The 15242-nt window shown below is 73.4% G+C and carries 17 protein-coding genes; 7 read left to right on the plus strand and 10 right to left on the minus strand.

Annotated features, from left to right (window positions below):
* The first annotated feature begins 33 nt into the window (after positions 1 to 33).
* Together ACFYMU_RS11770 and ACFYMU_RS11775 are read left to right on the plus strand one after the other, a co-directional pair.
* The gene (locus tag ACFYMU_RS11770; protein ID WP_381083147.1) at positions 34 to 267 is read left to right on the plus strand and encodes a hypothetical protein; all 234 of its coding nucleotides are present in this window, start codon (positions 34 to 36) and stop codon (positions 265 to 267) included.
* 47 nt (positions 268 to 314) lie between these two features.
* Positions 315 to 1106, plus strand: coding sequence for an SURF1 family protein (locus tag ACFYMU_RS11775; RefSeq protein WP_388371580.1), 792 nt, complete (start codon positions 315 to 317; stop codon positions 1104 to 1106).
* 160 nt (positions 1107 to 1266) lie between these two features.
* Here ACFYMU_RS11775 and ACFYMU_RS11780 read toward each other — a convergent pair whose 3' ends face one another.
* Entirely contained in the window at positions 1267 to 1455 is a 189-nt protein-coding gene (locus ACFYMU_RS11780) for a YbdD/YjiX family protein (RefSeq protein WP_388371583.1), read from the minus strand.
* Positions 1452 to 3620 carry a carbon starvation CstA family protein gene (locus ACFYMU_RS11785; RefSeq protein WP_388371586.1) on the minus strand — a complete coding sequence of 723 codons (2169 nt, stop codon included), beginning with the start codon at positions 3618 to 3620 and terminating at the stop codon, positions 1452 to 1454. Before ACFYMU_RS11785 ends, ACFYMU_RS11780 begins: the two co-directional genes overlap by 4 nt.
* 349 nt (positions 3621 to 3969) lie before the next feature.
* On the opposite strand from ACFYMU_RS11785, the gene ACFYMU_RS11790 reads away from it, so the two are divergent.
* The 5 genes from ACFYMU_RS11790 to ACFYMU_RS11810 all read left to right on the plus strand — a co-directional run bounded on the left by ACFYMU_RS11790 (position 3970) and on the right by ACFYMU_RS11810 (position 9210).
* On the plus strand, positions 3970 to 5532 hold the full coding sequence (locus ACFYMU_RS11790; protein WP_388371588.1) for a sodium:solute symporter: 1563 nt from the start codon (positions 3970 to 3972) through the stop codon (positions 5530 to 5532).
* Positions 5529 to 6143, plus strand: a complete 615-nt coding sequence (locus ACFYMU_RS11795; RefSeq protein ID WP_388371591.1) for an RNA polymerase sigma factor — start codon at positions 5529 to 5531, stop codon at positions 6141 to 6143. The genes ACFYMU_RS11790 and ACFYMU_RS11795 overlap by 4 nt, the downstream gene beginning before the upstream one ends.
* Positions 6140 to 6433, plus strand: coding sequence for a hypothetical protein (locus ACFYMU_RS11800; protein ID WP_388371593.1), 294 nt, complete (start codon positions 6140 to 6142; stop codon positions 6431 to 6433). The genes ACFYMU_RS11795 and ACFYMU_RS11800 overlap by 4 nt, the downstream gene beginning before the upstream one ends.
* Before the next feature lie 235 nt (positions 6434 to 6668).
* Positions 6669 to 8450, plus strand: coding sequence for a glycoside hydrolase family 15 protein (locus tag ACFYMU_RS11805; protein WP_388371595.1), 1782 nt, complete (start codon positions 6669 to 6671; stop codon positions 8448 to 8450).
* A gap of 4 nt (positions 8451 to 8454) precedes the next feature.
* Entirely contained in the window at positions 8455 to 9210 is a 756-nt protein-coding gene (locus ACFYMU_RS11810) for an SDR family oxidoreductase (protein ID WP_388371597.1), read from the plus strand.
* 55 nt (positions 9211 to 9265) lie between these two features.
* Here the strand turns inward: ACFYMU_RS11810 and amaP are convergent, their stop codons facing one another.
* The 8 genes from amaP to ACFYMU_RS11850 form a co-directional block, all read right to left on the minus strand.
* Entirely contained in the window at positions 9266 to 9844 is a 579-nt protein-coding gene (gene amaP, locus ACFYMU_RS11815; RefSeq protein WP_388372224.1) for an alkaline shock response membrane anchor protein AmaP, read from the minus strand.
* 5 nt (positions 9845 to 9849) lie between these two features.
* The gene (locus ACFYMU_RS11820) at positions 9850 to 10515 is read right to left on the minus strand and encodes a DUF6286 domain-containing protein (RefSeq protein ID WP_388371600.1); all 666 of its coding nucleotides are present in this window, start codon (positions 10513 to 10515) and stop codon (positions 9850 to 9852) included.
* The gene (locus ACFYMU_RS11825; RefSeq protein WP_388371603.1) at positions 10512 to 10937 is read right to left on the minus strand and encodes an Asp23/Gls24 family envelope stress response protein; all 426 of its coding nucleotides are present in this window, start codon (positions 10935 to 10937) and stop codon (positions 10512 to 10514) included. The genes ACFYMU_RS11820 and ACFYMU_RS11825 overlap by 4 nt, the downstream gene beginning before the upstream one ends.
* Positions 10938 to 10940: 3 nt before the next feature.
* Entirely contained in the window at positions 10941 to 11126 is a 186-nt protein-coding gene (locus tag ACFYMU_RS11830; protein WP_388371606.1) for a hypothetical protein, read from the minus strand.
* A 35-nt stretch (positions 11127 to 11161) separates the two neighbouring features.
* Positions 11162 to 11647, minus strand: a complete 486-nt coding sequence (locus ACFYMU_RS11835; protein WP_388371609.1) for an Asp23/Gls24 family envelope stress response protein — start codon at positions 11645 to 11647, stop codon at positions 11162 to 11164.
* 310 nt (positions 11648 to 11957) lie between these two features.
* Positions 11958 to 12749, minus strand: coding sequence for an enoyl-CoA hydratase/isomerase family protein (locus ACFYMU_RS11840; protein WP_388371611.1), 792 nt, complete (start codon positions 12747 to 12749; stop codon positions 11958 to 11960).
* A gap of 164 nt (positions 12750 to 12913) precedes the next feature.
* Positions 12914 to 13135 (minus strand): helix-turn-helix domain-containing protein, encoded by a 222-nt coding sequence (locus tag ACFYMU_RS11845; protein ID WP_043439149.1) that lies wholly within the window; start codon positions 13133 to 13135, stop codon positions 12914 to 12916.
* A 387-nt stretch (positions 13136 to 13522) separates the two neighbouring features.
* The gene (locus ACFYMU_RS11850; RefSeq protein ID WP_388371614.1) at positions 13523 to 15121 is read right to left on the minus strand and encodes an ABC-F family ATP-binding cassette domain-containing protein; all 1599 of its coding nucleotides are present in this window, start codon (positions 15119 to 15121) and stop codon (positions 13523 to 13525) included.
* Positions 15122 to 15242 lie beyond the last annotated feature (121 nt).

The following is a 15242-nucleotide window of genomic DNA, read 5'->3' on the forward strand; positions in this document are numbered from 1 at the left end:
CCCGCGCCGCGCCGACGGCCCACCCTGTGGCGCATGGCGAGATGCGAAGTATGTGGCAATGACTACGGAATGACCTTCGAGGTGCACGCGCAGGGCGCGGTGCACGTCTTCGACTGCTTCTCCTGTGCCATCCACCGGATGGCCCCCATCTGCGAACACTGTCGCGTGCAGATCATCGGGCAGGGTGTGGAGGTCGACGGCCACTTCTACTGCGGGGCGCACTGCTCCCGCGCCGAGGGAAAGGCGGGCATCGTCGACCACGCGTGAAGAGCCCCCGTGCCGGTGCCCCACGTCCCGAGATGTACGGTCGTGGGGTGTACCGCTTCCTGTTGTCCCGGCAGTGGGTGATCCTCACCCTTGTCGCCCTCGCCCTCATCCCGACGATGATCGAGCTAGGCTTCTGGCAGCTGCACCGCCATGAGCACAGGGTCGCGCTGAACAAGGTGATCGCCGACTCGCTCGCGGCGAAGCCGGTGCCCGCGGAGTCGCTCACCTCCCCCGGGGCGCGGGTCCCGCACCGGGACCTGTACCGGCGGGTGACGGCGAGGGGCACCTTCGACACCACGCACGAGGTCGTGGTGCGCCGCCGCACCAACGCCGACGGCGAGGTCGGCTATCACGTCCTGACCCCCTTCGTCCTCGACGACGGCAAGGTCCTCGTGGTCAACCGGGGCTGGGTCCCCGCGGACGCCACGCAGACCGCGTTCCCCCGGATCCCGGCGCCGGCGACCGGCGAGGTCACCATCACGGGCCGGCTGATGCCGGACGAGACGACCGCGGACAGCGGCATCAAGAACGTGCGGGGCCTGCCGGACCGCCAGGTCATGCTGATCGACAGCAGGCAGCAGGCCGGGCGTCTCGGCGGCAGGCGGGTCCTCGGCGGCTACGTCGAGCTGACCTCGCCCGCCCCCGAGGGCGGCAGCCCCCAGCTGCTGCCCGACCCCGAACACGGCGACATCGGGCCGCATCTGGCCTACGCCATCCAGTGGTGGCTGTTCACGGCGGGCGTTCCGATCGGCTGGGCCGCCCTGGCCCGCCGGGAGGCCCGCGACCGCTCCGCGGCGACGAAGCGTCCGAGCGGGGAGCCGGCACCGGCCACGGCGTGAACACCGCCGGCTAGTGCCCCGGCAGGCAATGTTTGCCCGTCAAGGAGCGGCGTCGTGGGGGTCCCCCCGCTCGAGCGGAGCCGAGAGCGGGGGAGCGTGCCGGACGCCGCGACGGGGCGAACATTGCCTGTTGGGGCACTGGCACCGGCCACCGCGGGCGTCAGCAGCAGCGGCTCTGCGGATGGGTCTCCCGGTGCCGTGTGCGCAGCACCTCGTACTCGCGGCGGGTCGGCACCGGCGCGTGCGGATGGCGGCGCCGGTGGTGCGCGCAATAGCGGTCGTACTCCGCCTCCCCGGTCAGCTCGCGCAGGTACCAGCGCACCGCCCGTGCCCAGGTCCGGGCGCTCACGAGGGTGCCCCCACCAGCGGGTCGCCGGCCTGCTCGGGCACGTCGATGCGGGACTCGACGTACGGCGCCTCGGTGGTCGGCGGCGGCACCGGGGAGCGCAGGGCGCGGACGCACACCACCGCCGCGTTGCCGATCACGACGGCGACCAGCAGCAGGAACAGCGCGATCAGCACGCCGTCGACCGTGGAGTTGGTGACCACGGTGTGCATGTCGTCGAGCGTCTTGGCGGGCGGCAGGACCGTGCCGGTGTGGATGCCGTCGACGTACCGCGCACGCTGGGCGAAGAAGCCGATCTTCGGGTCGTCGGAGAAGATCTTCTGCCAGCCGGCGGTGAAGGTGATCGCGACCACCCAGGCCAGCGGGATGCCGGTGACCCAGGCCCAGCGCAGCCGTCCGGACTTGACGAGGACGGTGGTGCACACGGCGAGGGCGATCGCGGCCAGCAGCTGGTTGGCGATGCCGAAGAGCGGGAAGAGCTGGTTGATCCCGCCGAGCGGGTCGGTGGCTCCGGTGTGGAGGAAGTAGCCCCAGGCGGCCACGACGAGACCGCTGCACAGCCAGCTGCCCGGCTTCCAGTTGACCCGGCCGATCGGCTTCCAGACGTTGCCGAGCATGTCCTGGAGCATGAAGCGTCCCACGCGGGTGCCCGCGTCGACCGTCGTCAGAATGAACAGCGCCTCGAACATGATGGCGAAGTGGTACCAGAACGCCTTCATCCCGCTGCCGCCGAAGACTCCGGAGAAGATCTCCGACATGCCGACGGCGAGGGTCGGCGCCCCGCCCGTGCGGGCGATCAGCGTCTGTTCCTCGACGGCCTCGGTCGCCTGCGTCAGCTGGTCGGGCGTGATGGTGAAGCCGAGGCCCGCCACCGCGTGCGAGGCCGACTCGGCCGTCGCGCCGAGCAGCCCGGCGGGTGCGTTCATCGCGTAGTACAGGCCCGGTTCGAGGGTGGCCGCGGCGATCAGCGCCATGATCGCCACGAACGACTCCATGAGCATCGCGCCGTAGCCGATCAGCCGGACCTGGGACTCCTTCTGGATCAGCTTCGGAGTCGTGCCGGAGGCGACCAGGGCGTGGAAGCCGGAGAGGGCGCCGCACGCGATCGTGATGAAGAGGAACGGGAACAGGGAGCCGGCGAAGACGGGTCCGGTGCCCGAGGTGGCGAAGTGGCTGACCGCGTCCTGGCGCAGCACGGGCGCGGCGGCCACGACGCCGATCGCGAGCAGCCCGATGGTGCCCATCTTCATGAAGGTGGAGAGGTAGTCGCGGGGCGCGAGCAGCATCCACACCGGCAGCACGGAGGCGACGAAACCGTATCCGGCCAGGCAGAACACCAGGGTCGTCGGGCTCAGGGTGAACGCGCCGGCCACCGAGGAGTCCTGGATCCAGCTGCCCCCGACGATCGCGAGCAGCAGCAGCGCCACCCCGATGACGCTGGTCTCGACGACCCGGCCCGGACGGATGACGTGCAGCCAGAAGCCCATGAACAGCGCGATGGGGACGGTCATGGCGACGGAGAAGGTGCCCCAGGGCGAGTGTGCGAGGGCGTTGACCACGACCAGGGCCAGCACGCCCAGCAGGATGATCATGATGGCGAACACGGCGATCAGCGCGGCCGCACCGCCCACCCGGCCGATCTCGTCGCAGGCCATCTGGCCGAGCGACCTGCCGTCGCGCCGCATGGACAGGAACAGCACCACCATGTCCTGCACGGCACCGGCGAAGATCACTCCGGCCACGATCCAGAGGGTGCCGGGCAGGTATCCCATCTGGGCCGCGAGCACGGGCCCGACCAGCGGCCCGGCGCCGGCGATCGCCGCGAAGTGGTGGCCGAGCAGCACCCGGCGGTCGGTCGGCTGGAAGTCGACGCCGTCCTCCAGCCGCTCGGCGGGGGTGGCGCGGCGGTCGTCCGGCTTCAGCACGCGGCGCGCGATGAACCGGGCGTAGAAGCGGTAGGCGATGGCGTACGAACCGAGCGCCGCGACCACCAGCCAGACCGCGGAGACCCGCTCGCCGCGGGCCAGCGCGAGGACTCCCCAGGCACCCGCCCCGACCAGCGAGACGGCGGCCCACCCGAGGATCGCCCGGGGGGACGTGCGGGACCGCCCCGGGGGCGGACTCTCGGGGCCGGAGTGCCCGGATCCGGGCATGACTGATGTAGACATGACGACTCCTCGGTCGGCGGGTGACACGGTCACAGGGGTGGGGCAGCGGGGCGCGCGGCAGGGATCAGGGGCCGCCTCGGCGGCCCCGCCGGTGCCGGGCCGGTGGGAGGCCCTCGGCGGGCGCGAGGAGGAGGACGGCGGTCGCGACGCGCCGTGCCCGGCGTTCGCCGGTCCCTGCCATGACCTGGGCTCCTCTCCCGCTCCGCTGCCGGTCTGTGCAAGAGTTGCGCACCCGCCGGAAATGGTGGACGGCGGATTTCCAGCAGATTTCGCGCCGTTTTCGGTCCTCCGAACCGGCCGCTCGCGCAACTCCCCCCTGAGGGCACAGGCACACCAAGGACGGTGACCCATGGCCGACAGCGCCATGACCGCGACGTTCCTCGCCGTGATCGGCGGAGCGTCGCTGCTCGCCGTCACCGCGCGCCGGCTGCGCCCGAACGACCGGCTGCCCTCCCTGGAAGGCTGGGCCCTCGCCGACCGGAGCCTCGGCCCCGTGTGGACCTGGCTGCTGCTCGGCGGCACGGTCTTCACCGCGTACACGTTCGCCGCCGTCCCCGGACTCGCCTACGGCACCGGCGCGCCGGCCTTCTTCGCGGTGCCGTACACGGTGATCGTCTGCCCGCTCGCCTTCGTCCTGCTGTCCCGTCTGTGGTCGGTGGCCCGCCGGCACGGCTACGTCACCGCCGCCGACTTCGTGCGCGGCCGGTACGGGTCGCCGCCCCTGGCCCTGGTGGTCGCGCTGACCGGGATCCTCGCCACGATGCCCTATCTGGCCCTGCAGCTGCTCGGCATCCGCGCGGTGCTGACGGCCGGCGGCGTGTACCCGCGGGGCGCGACCGGCGACCTGGTGATGGTGGCGCTCTTCGCGGGGCTCGCGGTGGCGACCTACCGGCACGGGCTGCGGGCGCCCACCGTCATCTCCGCGCTCAAGGCGGTGGCCGTGTTCGTCTCCCTCACCGCCGTCTGCTGGCTGGTCCTGCACCGGCTCGGCGGCCCCGGTCCGGTCTTCGACGGCGCGGCACGGCGGCTCGGCGGGACGGACGCCGCGCACTCCCCGCTGCTCCTCTCCCCCGCCCAGCAGCCGGCCTACGCCACCCTCGCCCTCGGCTCCGCGCTGGCGCTGCTGATGTACCCGCACGTGCTCACCGCCGCGTTCGCCGCCGACGGCCCGCGCACCCTGCGCAAGGTCTGTGTGGCGCTTCCCGCCTGGACCGGGCTGCTCGCGCTCTTCGGCTTCCTCGGCGTCGCGGCCCTCGCGACCGGAGTCAGGGCCCCGAAGGGCGGGGCCGAGGCCGCCGTGCCCATGCTGGTCGACCGGCTGATGCCGGGGCCGCTGGCCGGGCTGGTGTTCGGCGCGATCACCGTGGGGGCGCTGGTGCCGGCGGCCGTGATGTCCATCGCCGCCGCCACGAGCTTCGTCCGGAACGTGTACGTCGAGTACGTCCACCCGACCGCCACGCCCAAGCGGCAGGTGCGCATCGCCAAGGCGGTGTCCCTCACCGCGAAGGTGGGGGCGGTGGCGTTCGTGTTCGGGCTGCGCGACCAGGACGCCATCAACCTCCAGCTGCTCGGCGGGGTCTGGATCCTGCAGATCTTCCCGGCGGTGGCCGTGGGGCTGTTCACCCGACGGCTGCACCCGCGGGCGCTGCTCGCCGGGTGGGGCGCGGGCATGGCGGCCGGCACGTTCCTGGTGGTGCGGGAGGGGTTCTCGTCGATCGTGCCCCTCGGCGCCGCACAGCCGCCCCTGGAGATCTACGCGGGGCTCGCGGCCCTGCTCCTGAACCTGACCGTCGCCGTGGCCGGGACCGCGGCCCTCGAACGCCTCGGCGTCCCGCGCGGCGCCGACGCGACCGACCTACCGTCGCGCCTGACCGTCAGGCGGCGCCCCGAGACCGGAGCGAACAACCCGTGAGACGCAGACCCAGCCCGCCCGCCACGCTGCCGCAGGAACCGCTCCTCCCGCAGCCCGTCGGCGCCGCCGCGCCCCTCGCCCCCGCGGTCGGCGACCCGGCGGAGCTGGAACGCGAGGCCGCCCTGGCCCGGCTGTTCGAGCTGCACTACGCCTCGATGCTGCGGCTCGCGGTGCTGCTCGGCGCGGACGACCCGGAGAACGTGGTCGCCGAGGCGTACTACCAGATCTACCGGAGGTGGCGGCGGCTGCGGGACACGGAGGCGGCGGAGGCGTATCTGCGCTCCACCGTCTGCAATCTGACCCGCATGCGGATACGCCATCTCCAGGTCGCACGCAAGCACGTCGAGCACCTCGAACACCTCGAGACCCCGGCCGACGACATCGTCGCCTCGGCCGAGAGCACCGCACTCCTCCGCGACGACCAGCGCGTGCTGATCGACGCGCTCCAGCAACTGCCGGCCCGCCAGCGGGAGGCACTCGTGCTGCGGCACTGGCTCGGACTGAAGGAACGTCAGATCGCTGCGGCGATGGGGATCTCCTGCGGCTCCGTCAAGACTCACACGGCGCGCGGCATCGCCGCCCTGACCCAGGCGATGGAGGCCCGGCGATGAACGACACCAGCCCGGACCGGACCGAGCGGGAACTGCGCGAGGCCCTCGCCGCACTGGCGGACGGGGTGCGGGCCGCCCCCGACGCCTATCGCACGGCACGCGGCGAGTGGCTGCGCCGCGAACGCCGGCGCCGGCTCGTCCTCGCCGTGCTCGTCACGGTCGTCTTCACCCTGGCCGTGCTGATCGGCCTGTGGGTCCTCAACCGGGCCCCCGCGGACCCCGGGGTGATCTTCTCCCGCGCCGGCGGCGGCACCGGCGCGCCCTGGGCACCCGGGCGGACCACGACCTGACCGGAAGTGCGCCGACCGGGCCACGGCCTGACCCGGGGGGTACGCCGACCGACCACGGCCTGACCCGGGAGGTACGCCGACCGACCACGGCCTGACCCGGGAGGTACGCCGACCGACCACGGCCTGACCCGGCAGGTACGCCGACCGACCACGGCCTGACCCGGCAGGTACGCCGACCGGGCCACCGCCGCCTCGCGCCCGGTTCGGCCCGCGCCTCGCCGGGAACCCGCACCCCGTGCACCCGTGCATCGAGGACTACGCGCTCATCGGCGACGAGCAGACGGCCGCGCTGGTCGGCCGTGACGGCTCGATCGACTGGCTGTGCCTGCCCCGCTTCGACTCGGCCGCCTGCTTCGCCCGGCTGCTCGGCACCGAGGACCACGGCCACTGGAGGATCGCGCCCGACGGCGCCGGCGCGTGCACCCGCCGCGCCTACCGCCCCGACACCCTCGTCCTGGACTCCGAATGGGACACCCCGGACGGCAGGGTCCGCCTCACCGACTTCATGCCGCAGCGTGACCGCGCCCCCGACCTCGTGCGCGTCGTCGAGGGCCTCGACGGCCGCGTCACCCTGCGCGGCAGCATCCGGCTGCGGTTCGACTACGGCTCGATCGTGCCGTGGATGCGCCGCGCCGAGGGCCACCACGTGGCCGTCGCGGGTCCCGACTCGGTATGGCTGCGCAGCCTGCCCCAGGTGCGCACCTGGGGCAAGGACTTCGTCACCCACTCCGAGTTCACGGTCGAAAAGGGCGAGAAGATCGCGTTCGTCCTCACCTGGCATCCCTCGCACGAACCGCATCCGCCCTTCATCGATCCGTCGGAGGCGCTGGACAGCAGCGTCGCGGACTGGCAGGCCTGGGCGGCGCAGTGCCGTTACCGGGGCCCGCACCGGGACGCCGTCATGCGCTCCCTGATCGTCCTCAAGGCCCTCACCTACGCGCCCACCGGAGGCATTGTCGCCGCCCCCACCACCTCGCTCCCCGAGGTGCTGGGCGGCGTGCGCAACTGGGACTACCGCTACAGCTGGCTGCGCGACTCGACGCTCACCCTGAAGGCGCTGCTGGCGGCGGGCTACCACGAGGAGGCGGAGGCATGGCGCGACTGGCTGCTGCGCGCGGTCGCCGGCGACCCGGCGGACCTTCAGGTCATGTACGGCCTGTCGGGCGAACGGCGGCTGCCCGAGTACGAACTGGCCTGGCTGCCCGGTTTCCGGGGTTCGGCACCGGTCCGGGTCGGCAACGAGGCGGTGCGGCAGATGCAGCTGGACGTGTACGGCGAGGTCATCGACTCGCTCTCGCTGGCCCGGAGTTCGGGGCTGCTGGTCAAACCGCACATGTGGCAGGTGCAGTGCGCGCTGATGGAGTACCTGCGGTCGGTCTGGCGGCAGCCGGACGAGGGGGTGTGGGAGGTGCGCGGCACTCGCCGCCACTTCGTGTACTCGAAGGTGATGGCCTGGGTGGCCGCCGACCGCGCCGTCCGCGCCCTGGAGGAGAACCCGCGGCTCGAAGGCGATCCGGAGCGATGGCGGGCCATGCGCGACCAGGTCCACCGGGAGGTGTGCGAGCGCGGCTTCGACCCCGAGCGGAACACGTTCACGCAGTACTACGGCTCCCGCGCGCTCGACGCCGCGCTGCTGCTGATCCCCCGCGTCGGCTTCCTGCCGCCGGACGACCCCCGGGTGACCGGGACCATCGACGCGGTGCGGGCGGAACTGACCTGCGACGGCCTCCTGCGCCGGTACTCCACGGACGGCCCCGTGGACTCGCTGCCCGGGCGGGAGGGCGCCTTCATCGTGTGCTCGTTCTGGCTCGCCGACGCCCTGCACCTCACCGGCCGCACGGACGAGGCCCGCGAGCTGTTCGAACGGCTGGTGGGACTCGGCAACGACGTCGGTCTGCTCGCCGAGGAGTACGACCCGGCCGCCGGCCGCCTGCTCGGCAACTTCCCGCAGGCGTTCAGCCATCTCGGCCTGGTGGCCAGCGCCCTCGACCTTTTCGGGAGCGGGACGGCAGGATAAGGCCATGGATCTTGGACTGAAGGACCGTGTGTACGTCGTCACCGGCGCCACGCGCGGGCTGGGCAACGCGGCGGCACGGGAACTCGTCGCCGAGGGTGCGAAGGTGGTCGTCACGGGCCGCGACGAGAAGCGGGCCGCCGAGGCCGCGGCCGGCCTGGGCGCCGACGCGGTGGGCGTGCTCGCCGACAACGCCGACCCCGGGGCACCGGCCCGGCTCATCGCCACGGCGCGGGAGCACTTCGGCGGTTTCGACGGCGTCCTGATCAGTGTCGGAGGGCCGCCGCCCGGCCATGTCGCCGACAACACGGACGAGCAGTGGACGGCCGCGTTCGAGTCCGTGTTCCTCGGCGCGGTGCGGCTGGCCCGCGCGGCCGCCGCCGAACTGACCGCGGGCGGTGTCATCGGCCTGGTGCTGTCCAGCTCGGTGCACGAGCCGATCCCGGGGCTGACCATCTCCAACGGCCTGCGTCCCGGGCTCGCGGGCTTCGCCAAGTCCCTCGCGGGCGAGCTGGGTCCGCGCGGCATCCGCGTCGTCGGGCTGCTGCCCGGCCGCATCGACACCGACCGGATCCGTGAGCTGGACGGCCTCTCCGCCGATCCGGAGGCGACGCGCGTGGCCGGCGAGGCCCGCATCCCGCTGCGCCGCTACGGCACCCCGGAGGAGTTCGGCCGCACGGCCGCGTTCCTGCTGTCCCCCGCGGCGTCGTACCTGACGGGCGTCATGCTGCCCGTGGACGGCGGCGCCCGGCACGGCTTCTGACAGCGGGACACCCACCGCGTACGGGCACCGGCGGCGCGGGCCGGTGCCCCGGTCGTCAGCTCACTCGTTCCGGCCGGTGCCGCACCGCGCGCAACCTCACCTCCGCGGGCAGCGCCGCGAGCCCGGCGGAGTCGCGGGCGTGGGCGAGCGCCTCGGTGGTCAGGCGGTGCAGCGCGTCGCCGGGGTCCACGTGCGGTTCCAGCAGGAGCCGCACCCTCGCCTCGGGTGCGCTGCGGCGACCCGTCAGCAGGACCTGCGCCCGCTCGACGCCGTCCAGCCGCCCCGCCTCGCCGGCGATCACGTCCTCCAGGGCCCGGCCGCGCAGCAGGGCGCCCTCGCCGTCGCCGGTGTCGACCAGGACCTCCGTGAGCCGGTGCCGGCGCAGCACCGCCGCCAGCCACCACAGCGCGAGCAGGACGAGGACGGCGAGCCCGGCGAGGACCGCCGGCCACCACCAGCCCTGCTCCCGCCACCGGGTGCGTTCGGTGTCGCTCAGCAGGACGTCGTGCGGGCCCCGGTGGATCCACCACGAGGGCGGTGGGGCGCCCAGGCCGACGGCGAGCACCGAGCCGCCGAGGAGGAGCAGGACCCCTCCGGCCAGCCCGATCAGGACCCGGTTGACGATCCGCAGCATCACGCTCACCCCCTCCGCCCGGGCCGCCGCACATGCACCGACAGCGCGGGCGGCCGGGCGAGCCCCAGGCCCCGTACGGCGTCGGCGAGCACGGCGTCCAGGTCCGCGCGTACGTCGTCGAGCTCCCGGAAGTGCGACACCGCCCGCACGTCCGTGCGGGTGCGCCCCAGACGGACCCGCACGGACCGCACCCCGGAGACCTCCATGGCCCGGTCGCGCAGCACCAGGGCGGCGGCCTCGCGGTGCAGCCCCGCCCTTACGTCCGCGGGCGCCGGGCGCATCCGCAGCACGCCCCGCAGTCCCGGCGCCGTGGCGAGCACCAGCAGCCACAGGCCGAGGGCCACCGCCGCACCGGCCACGACGAGCACCCGGGTGTCGTCGAGCGGAAGCTCGGCCAGCCGGTGGGCGAGGGCCGGGCGCCAGCGCATGGCGGGCCGGTGGGCGCGGACGGCCGCGACGTCGTACAGGGTGAGGCCGGCCGCGATCAGGACGAGCACCGCGAGGACACCCGCGGGAACCCGCCGCGCGGACCAGAACCGGCGGCCCCCGCCGTCCGCCCCGGGAGCCGGCCCGTAGTCCGCCGCCGACGAGAGCTGCCCGGGTCCGCCGTCCGTGGTCTTCTCGAGAACCGGGAGCCTCTGGCTGCTCTCTTGGCCCTGGGACTCGCTCATTGCGTCCTCCCGTGTGCCGGTGCGAGATGCAGCCGCTCCACCCGGACGGCCACCTCGCGCACCTCCATCCCCGTCAGAGCGCCTACCCGCTCGGCGACCCGGCGACGCACCGCACGGCACCGGCCGCCGATGTCGCAGGGGTAGCCGAGCTCGACGACGACGCGGACGTCCGCCGTCGCCGTCCGGGCCGGGGGCTCCCCCGCCCGGAAGGAGCCGACAGCCGGGGCACGTACGACGACCGTGGCGTGCGGCGAAGCGGCGTCCGGCGGCAGGGGGCCGAGCGCCTCGCGTGCCGCCTGCGCCGCGACCTTCGCGACGACCCGGTCGGCGATCCGGGTGGCGCCTCGTTCGGCCGGTGCGACGGCGGTCGCCGCCCGTCCGGCCCGGTCCGCCTGCCGCTGGTCACCGGTGGGGCCGGGCACGGGTCACCGCCGCCTGCCGTCGCGGGGACGGAAGAAGTCTCCGAGGTCCAGGTCCCCCTCCAGGAAGCGGCCGACGACGAAGCCGACGGCGCCGAGGGCGGCCACCAGCAAGAAGGCGCCGAATCCGCCGAAGTACCCGGCGAAGCCCAGCGCCATTCCGGCGATCATGCCGATCACGGCCGAGCTCATGCTGTGCTCCTCACCTCACCCTTCCCCTCGTCCGGCTACTGGAGCCGCGGCTCCGGCTCCTCCTCTTCCTCCGGCAGCTTGACATCGATGACCGCGATGTTGACCTCGACCACCTCGAGTCCGGTCATGCGCTCGACGGACGCGACGACGTTCTCGCGCACGGCGCGGGCGACGTCGGCGATGGACACGCCGTACTCGACGACGATCTCCAGGTCGAGCGCGGTCTGTACCTCGCCGACCTCGGCCTTCACCCCGCGGGCGGCGGCCCGCGACCCGCCGGGCACCCGGTCGCGCACGGCGCCGAAGGTGCGGCTGAGACCGCTGCCCAGCGCATGCACGCCGAGCACCTCGCGCGCCGCGAGCCCGGCGATCTTCTCCACCACGCCGTCGGCGATGGTCGTCCGTCCCCGGGTCGCCGGATGGCCCCCGCCCCGCCGGGTGGGCCTGATGCGCGTCTGCGACGTCTCCGTCGCCCCCGCGGAGGTCGTCTCCGGCCGGTTCGGCCCCGTCGTCTCGGTCATCGCCGCACGTCCCTCTCGGTCGTCCTCCTTCGCCCACAGTAAGGCGGGTTCCACCGTGCGGCGCCCGGCATGCGGCAGGGTGGAGGAACGCCGCGGCGCCCGGCCCCGGGAGGCCCGCGCCGGGGCGGCGGACGGCGGACGGGCCGCGGAGCCGCGGTGACGGAACGGCCCGGTCCGACCGTCGCGGCGGTGGTCCTGCGGATGACGGATCCGCCGGACGGGGGCCGGCCGCCGCCGACGGGCCGCGGCGGCCGGTCCGGGCGGGCCCGGCCGGGCCGCCCGTCGGCCGCCGTGTGGAGGACCCTCGAACCTATTCGCCGACCCCGGCCAGGTCCCGCAGCCGACGCGCCTGGGCGGCCCGCTCGGCGGCCCGCTGCTCCTCGTAGGACCGCCCCCGCGCCCCGCGCAGCAGTGCCTTGGTCTCGATCACCGCGTCCCGGGGCGCCGCGAGCAGCGCGGAGGCCAGGTCCCGCACGGCGTCGTCGAGCTGCTCACGGGCCACCGCGAGGTTCGCCAGTCCCGTGGCCACGGCCTCCTCGGCCGTCACGAAGCGGCCCGTCGCGCAGATCTCCAGCGCACGGGCGTAGCCGACCAGCTCCACCAGCGGATGCGTACCCGTGAGGTCCGGCACGAGGCCCAGGCTGGTCTCGCGCATGGCGAACTGCGCGTCGTCCGCGACGACGCGCAGGTCACACGCGAGGGCGAGCTGGAAGCCCGCGCCGACCGCATGCCCCTGCACGGCGGCGATGGACACGACGTCGTTGCGCCGCCACCAGGTGAACGCCTCCTGGTAGTCGGCGATGGTCGCGTCCAGCTCGGCGTCGCTGCTGCGCGCGAGGTCGATGAAGGTCGGCTCACCCTCGATTCCCTCGGGCGTGAACATCTGCCGGTCGAGACCGGCGGAGAACGACTTGCCCTCGGCGCGCAGCACGACCACGCGAACGGAACCGGGCAGCGCGCGGCCGGCCTCCGTGAGCGTGCGCCACAGAGCGGGGCTCTGGACGTTCCGCTTGGCCGGATTGGCCAACGTCACCGTGGCGATCGCCTCGTCGACGGTGAGCCGTACGCCGTCCGTGTCGAGTACTGGGTCGAGCGAAGCCATGGGGCGCCTCCGATGGGTGCGGTCAGAGAGGATGCCGTGCCACGACATCCATAAGTGACTGCACAGTAACCACCCGGCCGGAGGGGGGCACCCCCAGGGCCCTCAAGGCACTGGGGGACCGACCGACCGGGTGGCCACCACCGAAGCCGATGGGGCGCCCGGCGTCAGGCCGACGGGGCCTTCTTGCCCCGCGTCGCCCCGCCACGCCCTCGGAGCGTGACGCCCGACTCGCTGAGCATCCGGTGGACGAAGCCATACGAGCGGCCGGTCTCCTCGGCCAGCGCCCGGATGCTCGCACCGGAGTCGTACTTCTTCTTCAGGTCTGCCGCGAGCTTGTCGCGCGCGGCGCCGGTCACCCGGCTGCCCTTCTTCAGAGTCTCGGCCACCCGTGCCTCCTCATGGGAAGTGCGCTCTGGTCTCCTCATGATCACCCCTCGGCGGCGCGATGGCCACCCATTCGGCAAGGTCCGTGAGACATGGTTGTGACGACAGGAGCGCATCCCCACGAACGGAATCCGGGATTCCGCCCGGTGGCATCGGTACGCCCGAACGGGTTCATCGGGGAAGCGCCAGGTCAGCGGCGCGCGGCGGGCGGGCCCCCGGGGCGACGGGGTCCGGCCGCCGATTCCGTGCAGGACACACCCGGGTACGAGGAGATCTCACACAGATGATGGATCACGCGTCGGCCGAATGATCCATACGCGGGGGATCAACCATTCGGTCAAACGGCGCTGACCGCCTCCGCCTCCGCGCCGACCGCCGTCGGCCCGTGCTCAGGCGAGCGCGACGAGGTCCTGGTAGCCGGCGCCCCACAGGTCCTCGACACCGTCCGGCAGCAGGATGATGCGCTCCGGCTGGAGCGCCTCGACCGCGCCCTCGTCGTGCGTGACCAGGACGACCGCGCCCGTGTACGTGCGCAGCGCGCCGAGGATCTCCTCGCGGCTCGCCGGGTCGAGGTTGTTCGTCGGCTCGTCCAGGAGCAGCACGTTCGCGGACGACACGACGAGGGTGGCCAGCGCAAGACGGGTCTTCTCACCGCCGGAGAGGACACCGGCGGGCTTGTCGACGTCGTCCCCGGAGAACAGGAAGGACCCGAGCACCTTGCGGACCTCGACGAGGTCCATGTCCGGCGCGGCGGAACGCATGTTCTCCAGGACCGTGCGGTCGGGGTCCAGCGTCTCGTGCTCCTGGGCGTAGTAACCGATCTTGAGACCGTGCCCGGGGACGACGGCGCCCGTGTCCGGCTGCTCGACGCCCGCGAGCAGGCGCAGCAGGGTGGTCTTGCCGGCGCCGTTGAGGCCGAGGATCACGACCCTCGATCCCTTGTCGATGGCCAGGTCGACGTCGGTGAAGATCTCCAGCGAGCCGTACGACTTCGACAGCCCCTCGGCCATCAGGGGGGTCTTGCCGCAGGGCGCGGGCTCCGGGAAGCGGAGCCTGGCCACCTTGTCGGACCGGCGGGCCTCCTCCAGGCCCGCCAGCAGCTTCTCGGCGCGGCGGGCCATGTTCTGCGCGGCGACCGTCTTGGTGGCCTTGGCGCGCATCTTGTCCGCCTGCGCGTTGAGGGCGGCCGCCTTCTTCTCGGCGTTGGCACGCTCGCGCCTGCGGCGCTTCTCGTCGGCCTCGCGCTGCTGCTGGTAGAGCTTCCAGCTCATGTTGTAGATGTCGATCGTGGCGCGGTTGGCGTCCAGGTAGAACACCTTGTTGACGACCGTGTCGACCAGGTCGACGTCGTGCGAGATGACGACGAAGCCGCCGCGGTAGGTCTTCAGGTAGTCGCGCAGCCAGACGATCGAGTCGGCGTCGAGGTGGTTCGTCGGCTCGTCGAGCAGCAGGGTGTCCGCGTCGGAGAACAGGATGCGGGCCAGTTCGATGCGACGGCGCTGACCGCCGGAGAGCGTGTGCAGCGGCTGGCCGAGCACCCGGTCGGGCAGATTGAGGGCGGCGGCGATGGTGGCGGCCTCGGCCTCGGCGGCGTACCCGCCCTTGGTGAGGAACTCGGTCTCCTGGCGCTCGTACTGCTTGAGGGCCTTCTCACGGGTGGCGCCCTGTCCGGTGGCGATGCGCTGCTCGTTCTCGCGCATCTTGCGGATCAGGGCGTCGAGGCCGCGCGCGGAGAGGACGCGGTCGCGGGCCAGCACGTCCAGGTCGCCGGTGCGGGGATCCTGCGGGAGGTAGCCCACCTGGCCGGAGCGGGTGACGGTGCCGCCGGCGGGGAGGCCCTCGCCCGCGAGGACCTTGGTGAGGGTGGTCTTCCCGGCGCCGTTGCGGCCGACCAGGCCGATGCGGTCGCCCTTGGCGACACGGAAGGTGGCGTTCTCGAGGAGGACGCGCGCACCGGCGCGCAGCTCGATACCGGATGCGGAGATCACGGACAGACTCCAGGGCGGGAGGGTGGCGGAATGGGCGGCTGAGGACGTTCCCGCCGTCTAATGCGCGAGGAGAATGGCCATGGGCCCCAGTCTAACGGGGCGGCGCAAGCGCTTTTTCCCG

Origin of the sequence: Streptomyces sp. NPDC007264 (genome assembly GCF_042869095.1) — a bacterium.
Classification (GTDB): domain Bacteria; phylum Actinomycetota; class Actinomycetes; order Streptomycetales; family Streptomycetaceae; genus Streptomyces.

What these genes read in the sequence shown, in the direction of transcription:
- ACFYMU_RS11770 (WP_381083147.1), top strand. Translation starts at nt 34, where the DNA reads ATGGCGAGATGCGAAGTATGTGGCAATGACTACGGAATGACCTTCGAG.
- ACFYMU_RS11785 (WP_388371586.1), bottom strand. Translation starts at nt 3,620, where the DNA reads ATGTCTACATCAGTCATGCCCGGATCCGGGCACTCCGGCCCCGAGAGT.
- ACFYMU_RS11790 (WP_388371588.1), top strand. Translation starts at nt 3,970, where the DNA reads ATGGCCGACAGCGCCATGACCGCGACGTTCCTCGCCGTGATCGGCGGA.
- ACFYMU_RS11800 (WP_388371593.1), top strand. Translation starts at nt 6,140, where the DNA reads ATGAACGACACCAGCCCGGACCGGACCGAGCGGGAACTGCGCGAGGCC.
- ACFYMU_RS11810 (WP_388371597.1), top strand. Translation starts at nt 8,455, where the DNA reads ATGGATCTTGGACTGAAGGACCGTGTGTACGTCGTCACCGGCGCCACG.
- amaP (WP_388372224.1), bottom strand. Translation starts at nt 9,844, where the DNA reads ATGCTGCGGATCGTCAACCGGGTCCTGATCGGGCTGGCCGGAGGGGTC.
- ACFYMU_RS11820 (WP_388371600.1), bottom strand. Translation starts at nt 10,515, where the DNA reads ATGAGCGAGTCCCAGGGCCAAGAGAGCAGCCAGAGGCTCCCGGTTCTC.
- ACFYMU_RS11830 (WP_388371606.1), bottom strand. Translation starts at nt 11,126, where the DNA reads ATGAGCTCGGCCGTGATCGGCATGATCGCCGGAATGGCGCTGGGCTTC.
- ACFYMU_RS11835 (WP_388371609.1), bottom strand. Translation starts at nt 11,647, where the DNA reads ATGACCGAGACGACGGGGCCGAACCGGCCGGAGACGACCTCCGCGGGG.
- ACFYMU_RS11840 (WP_388371611.1), bottom strand. Translation starts at nt 12,749, where the DNA reads ATGGCTTCGCTCGACCCAGTACTCGACACGGACGGCGTACGGCTCACC.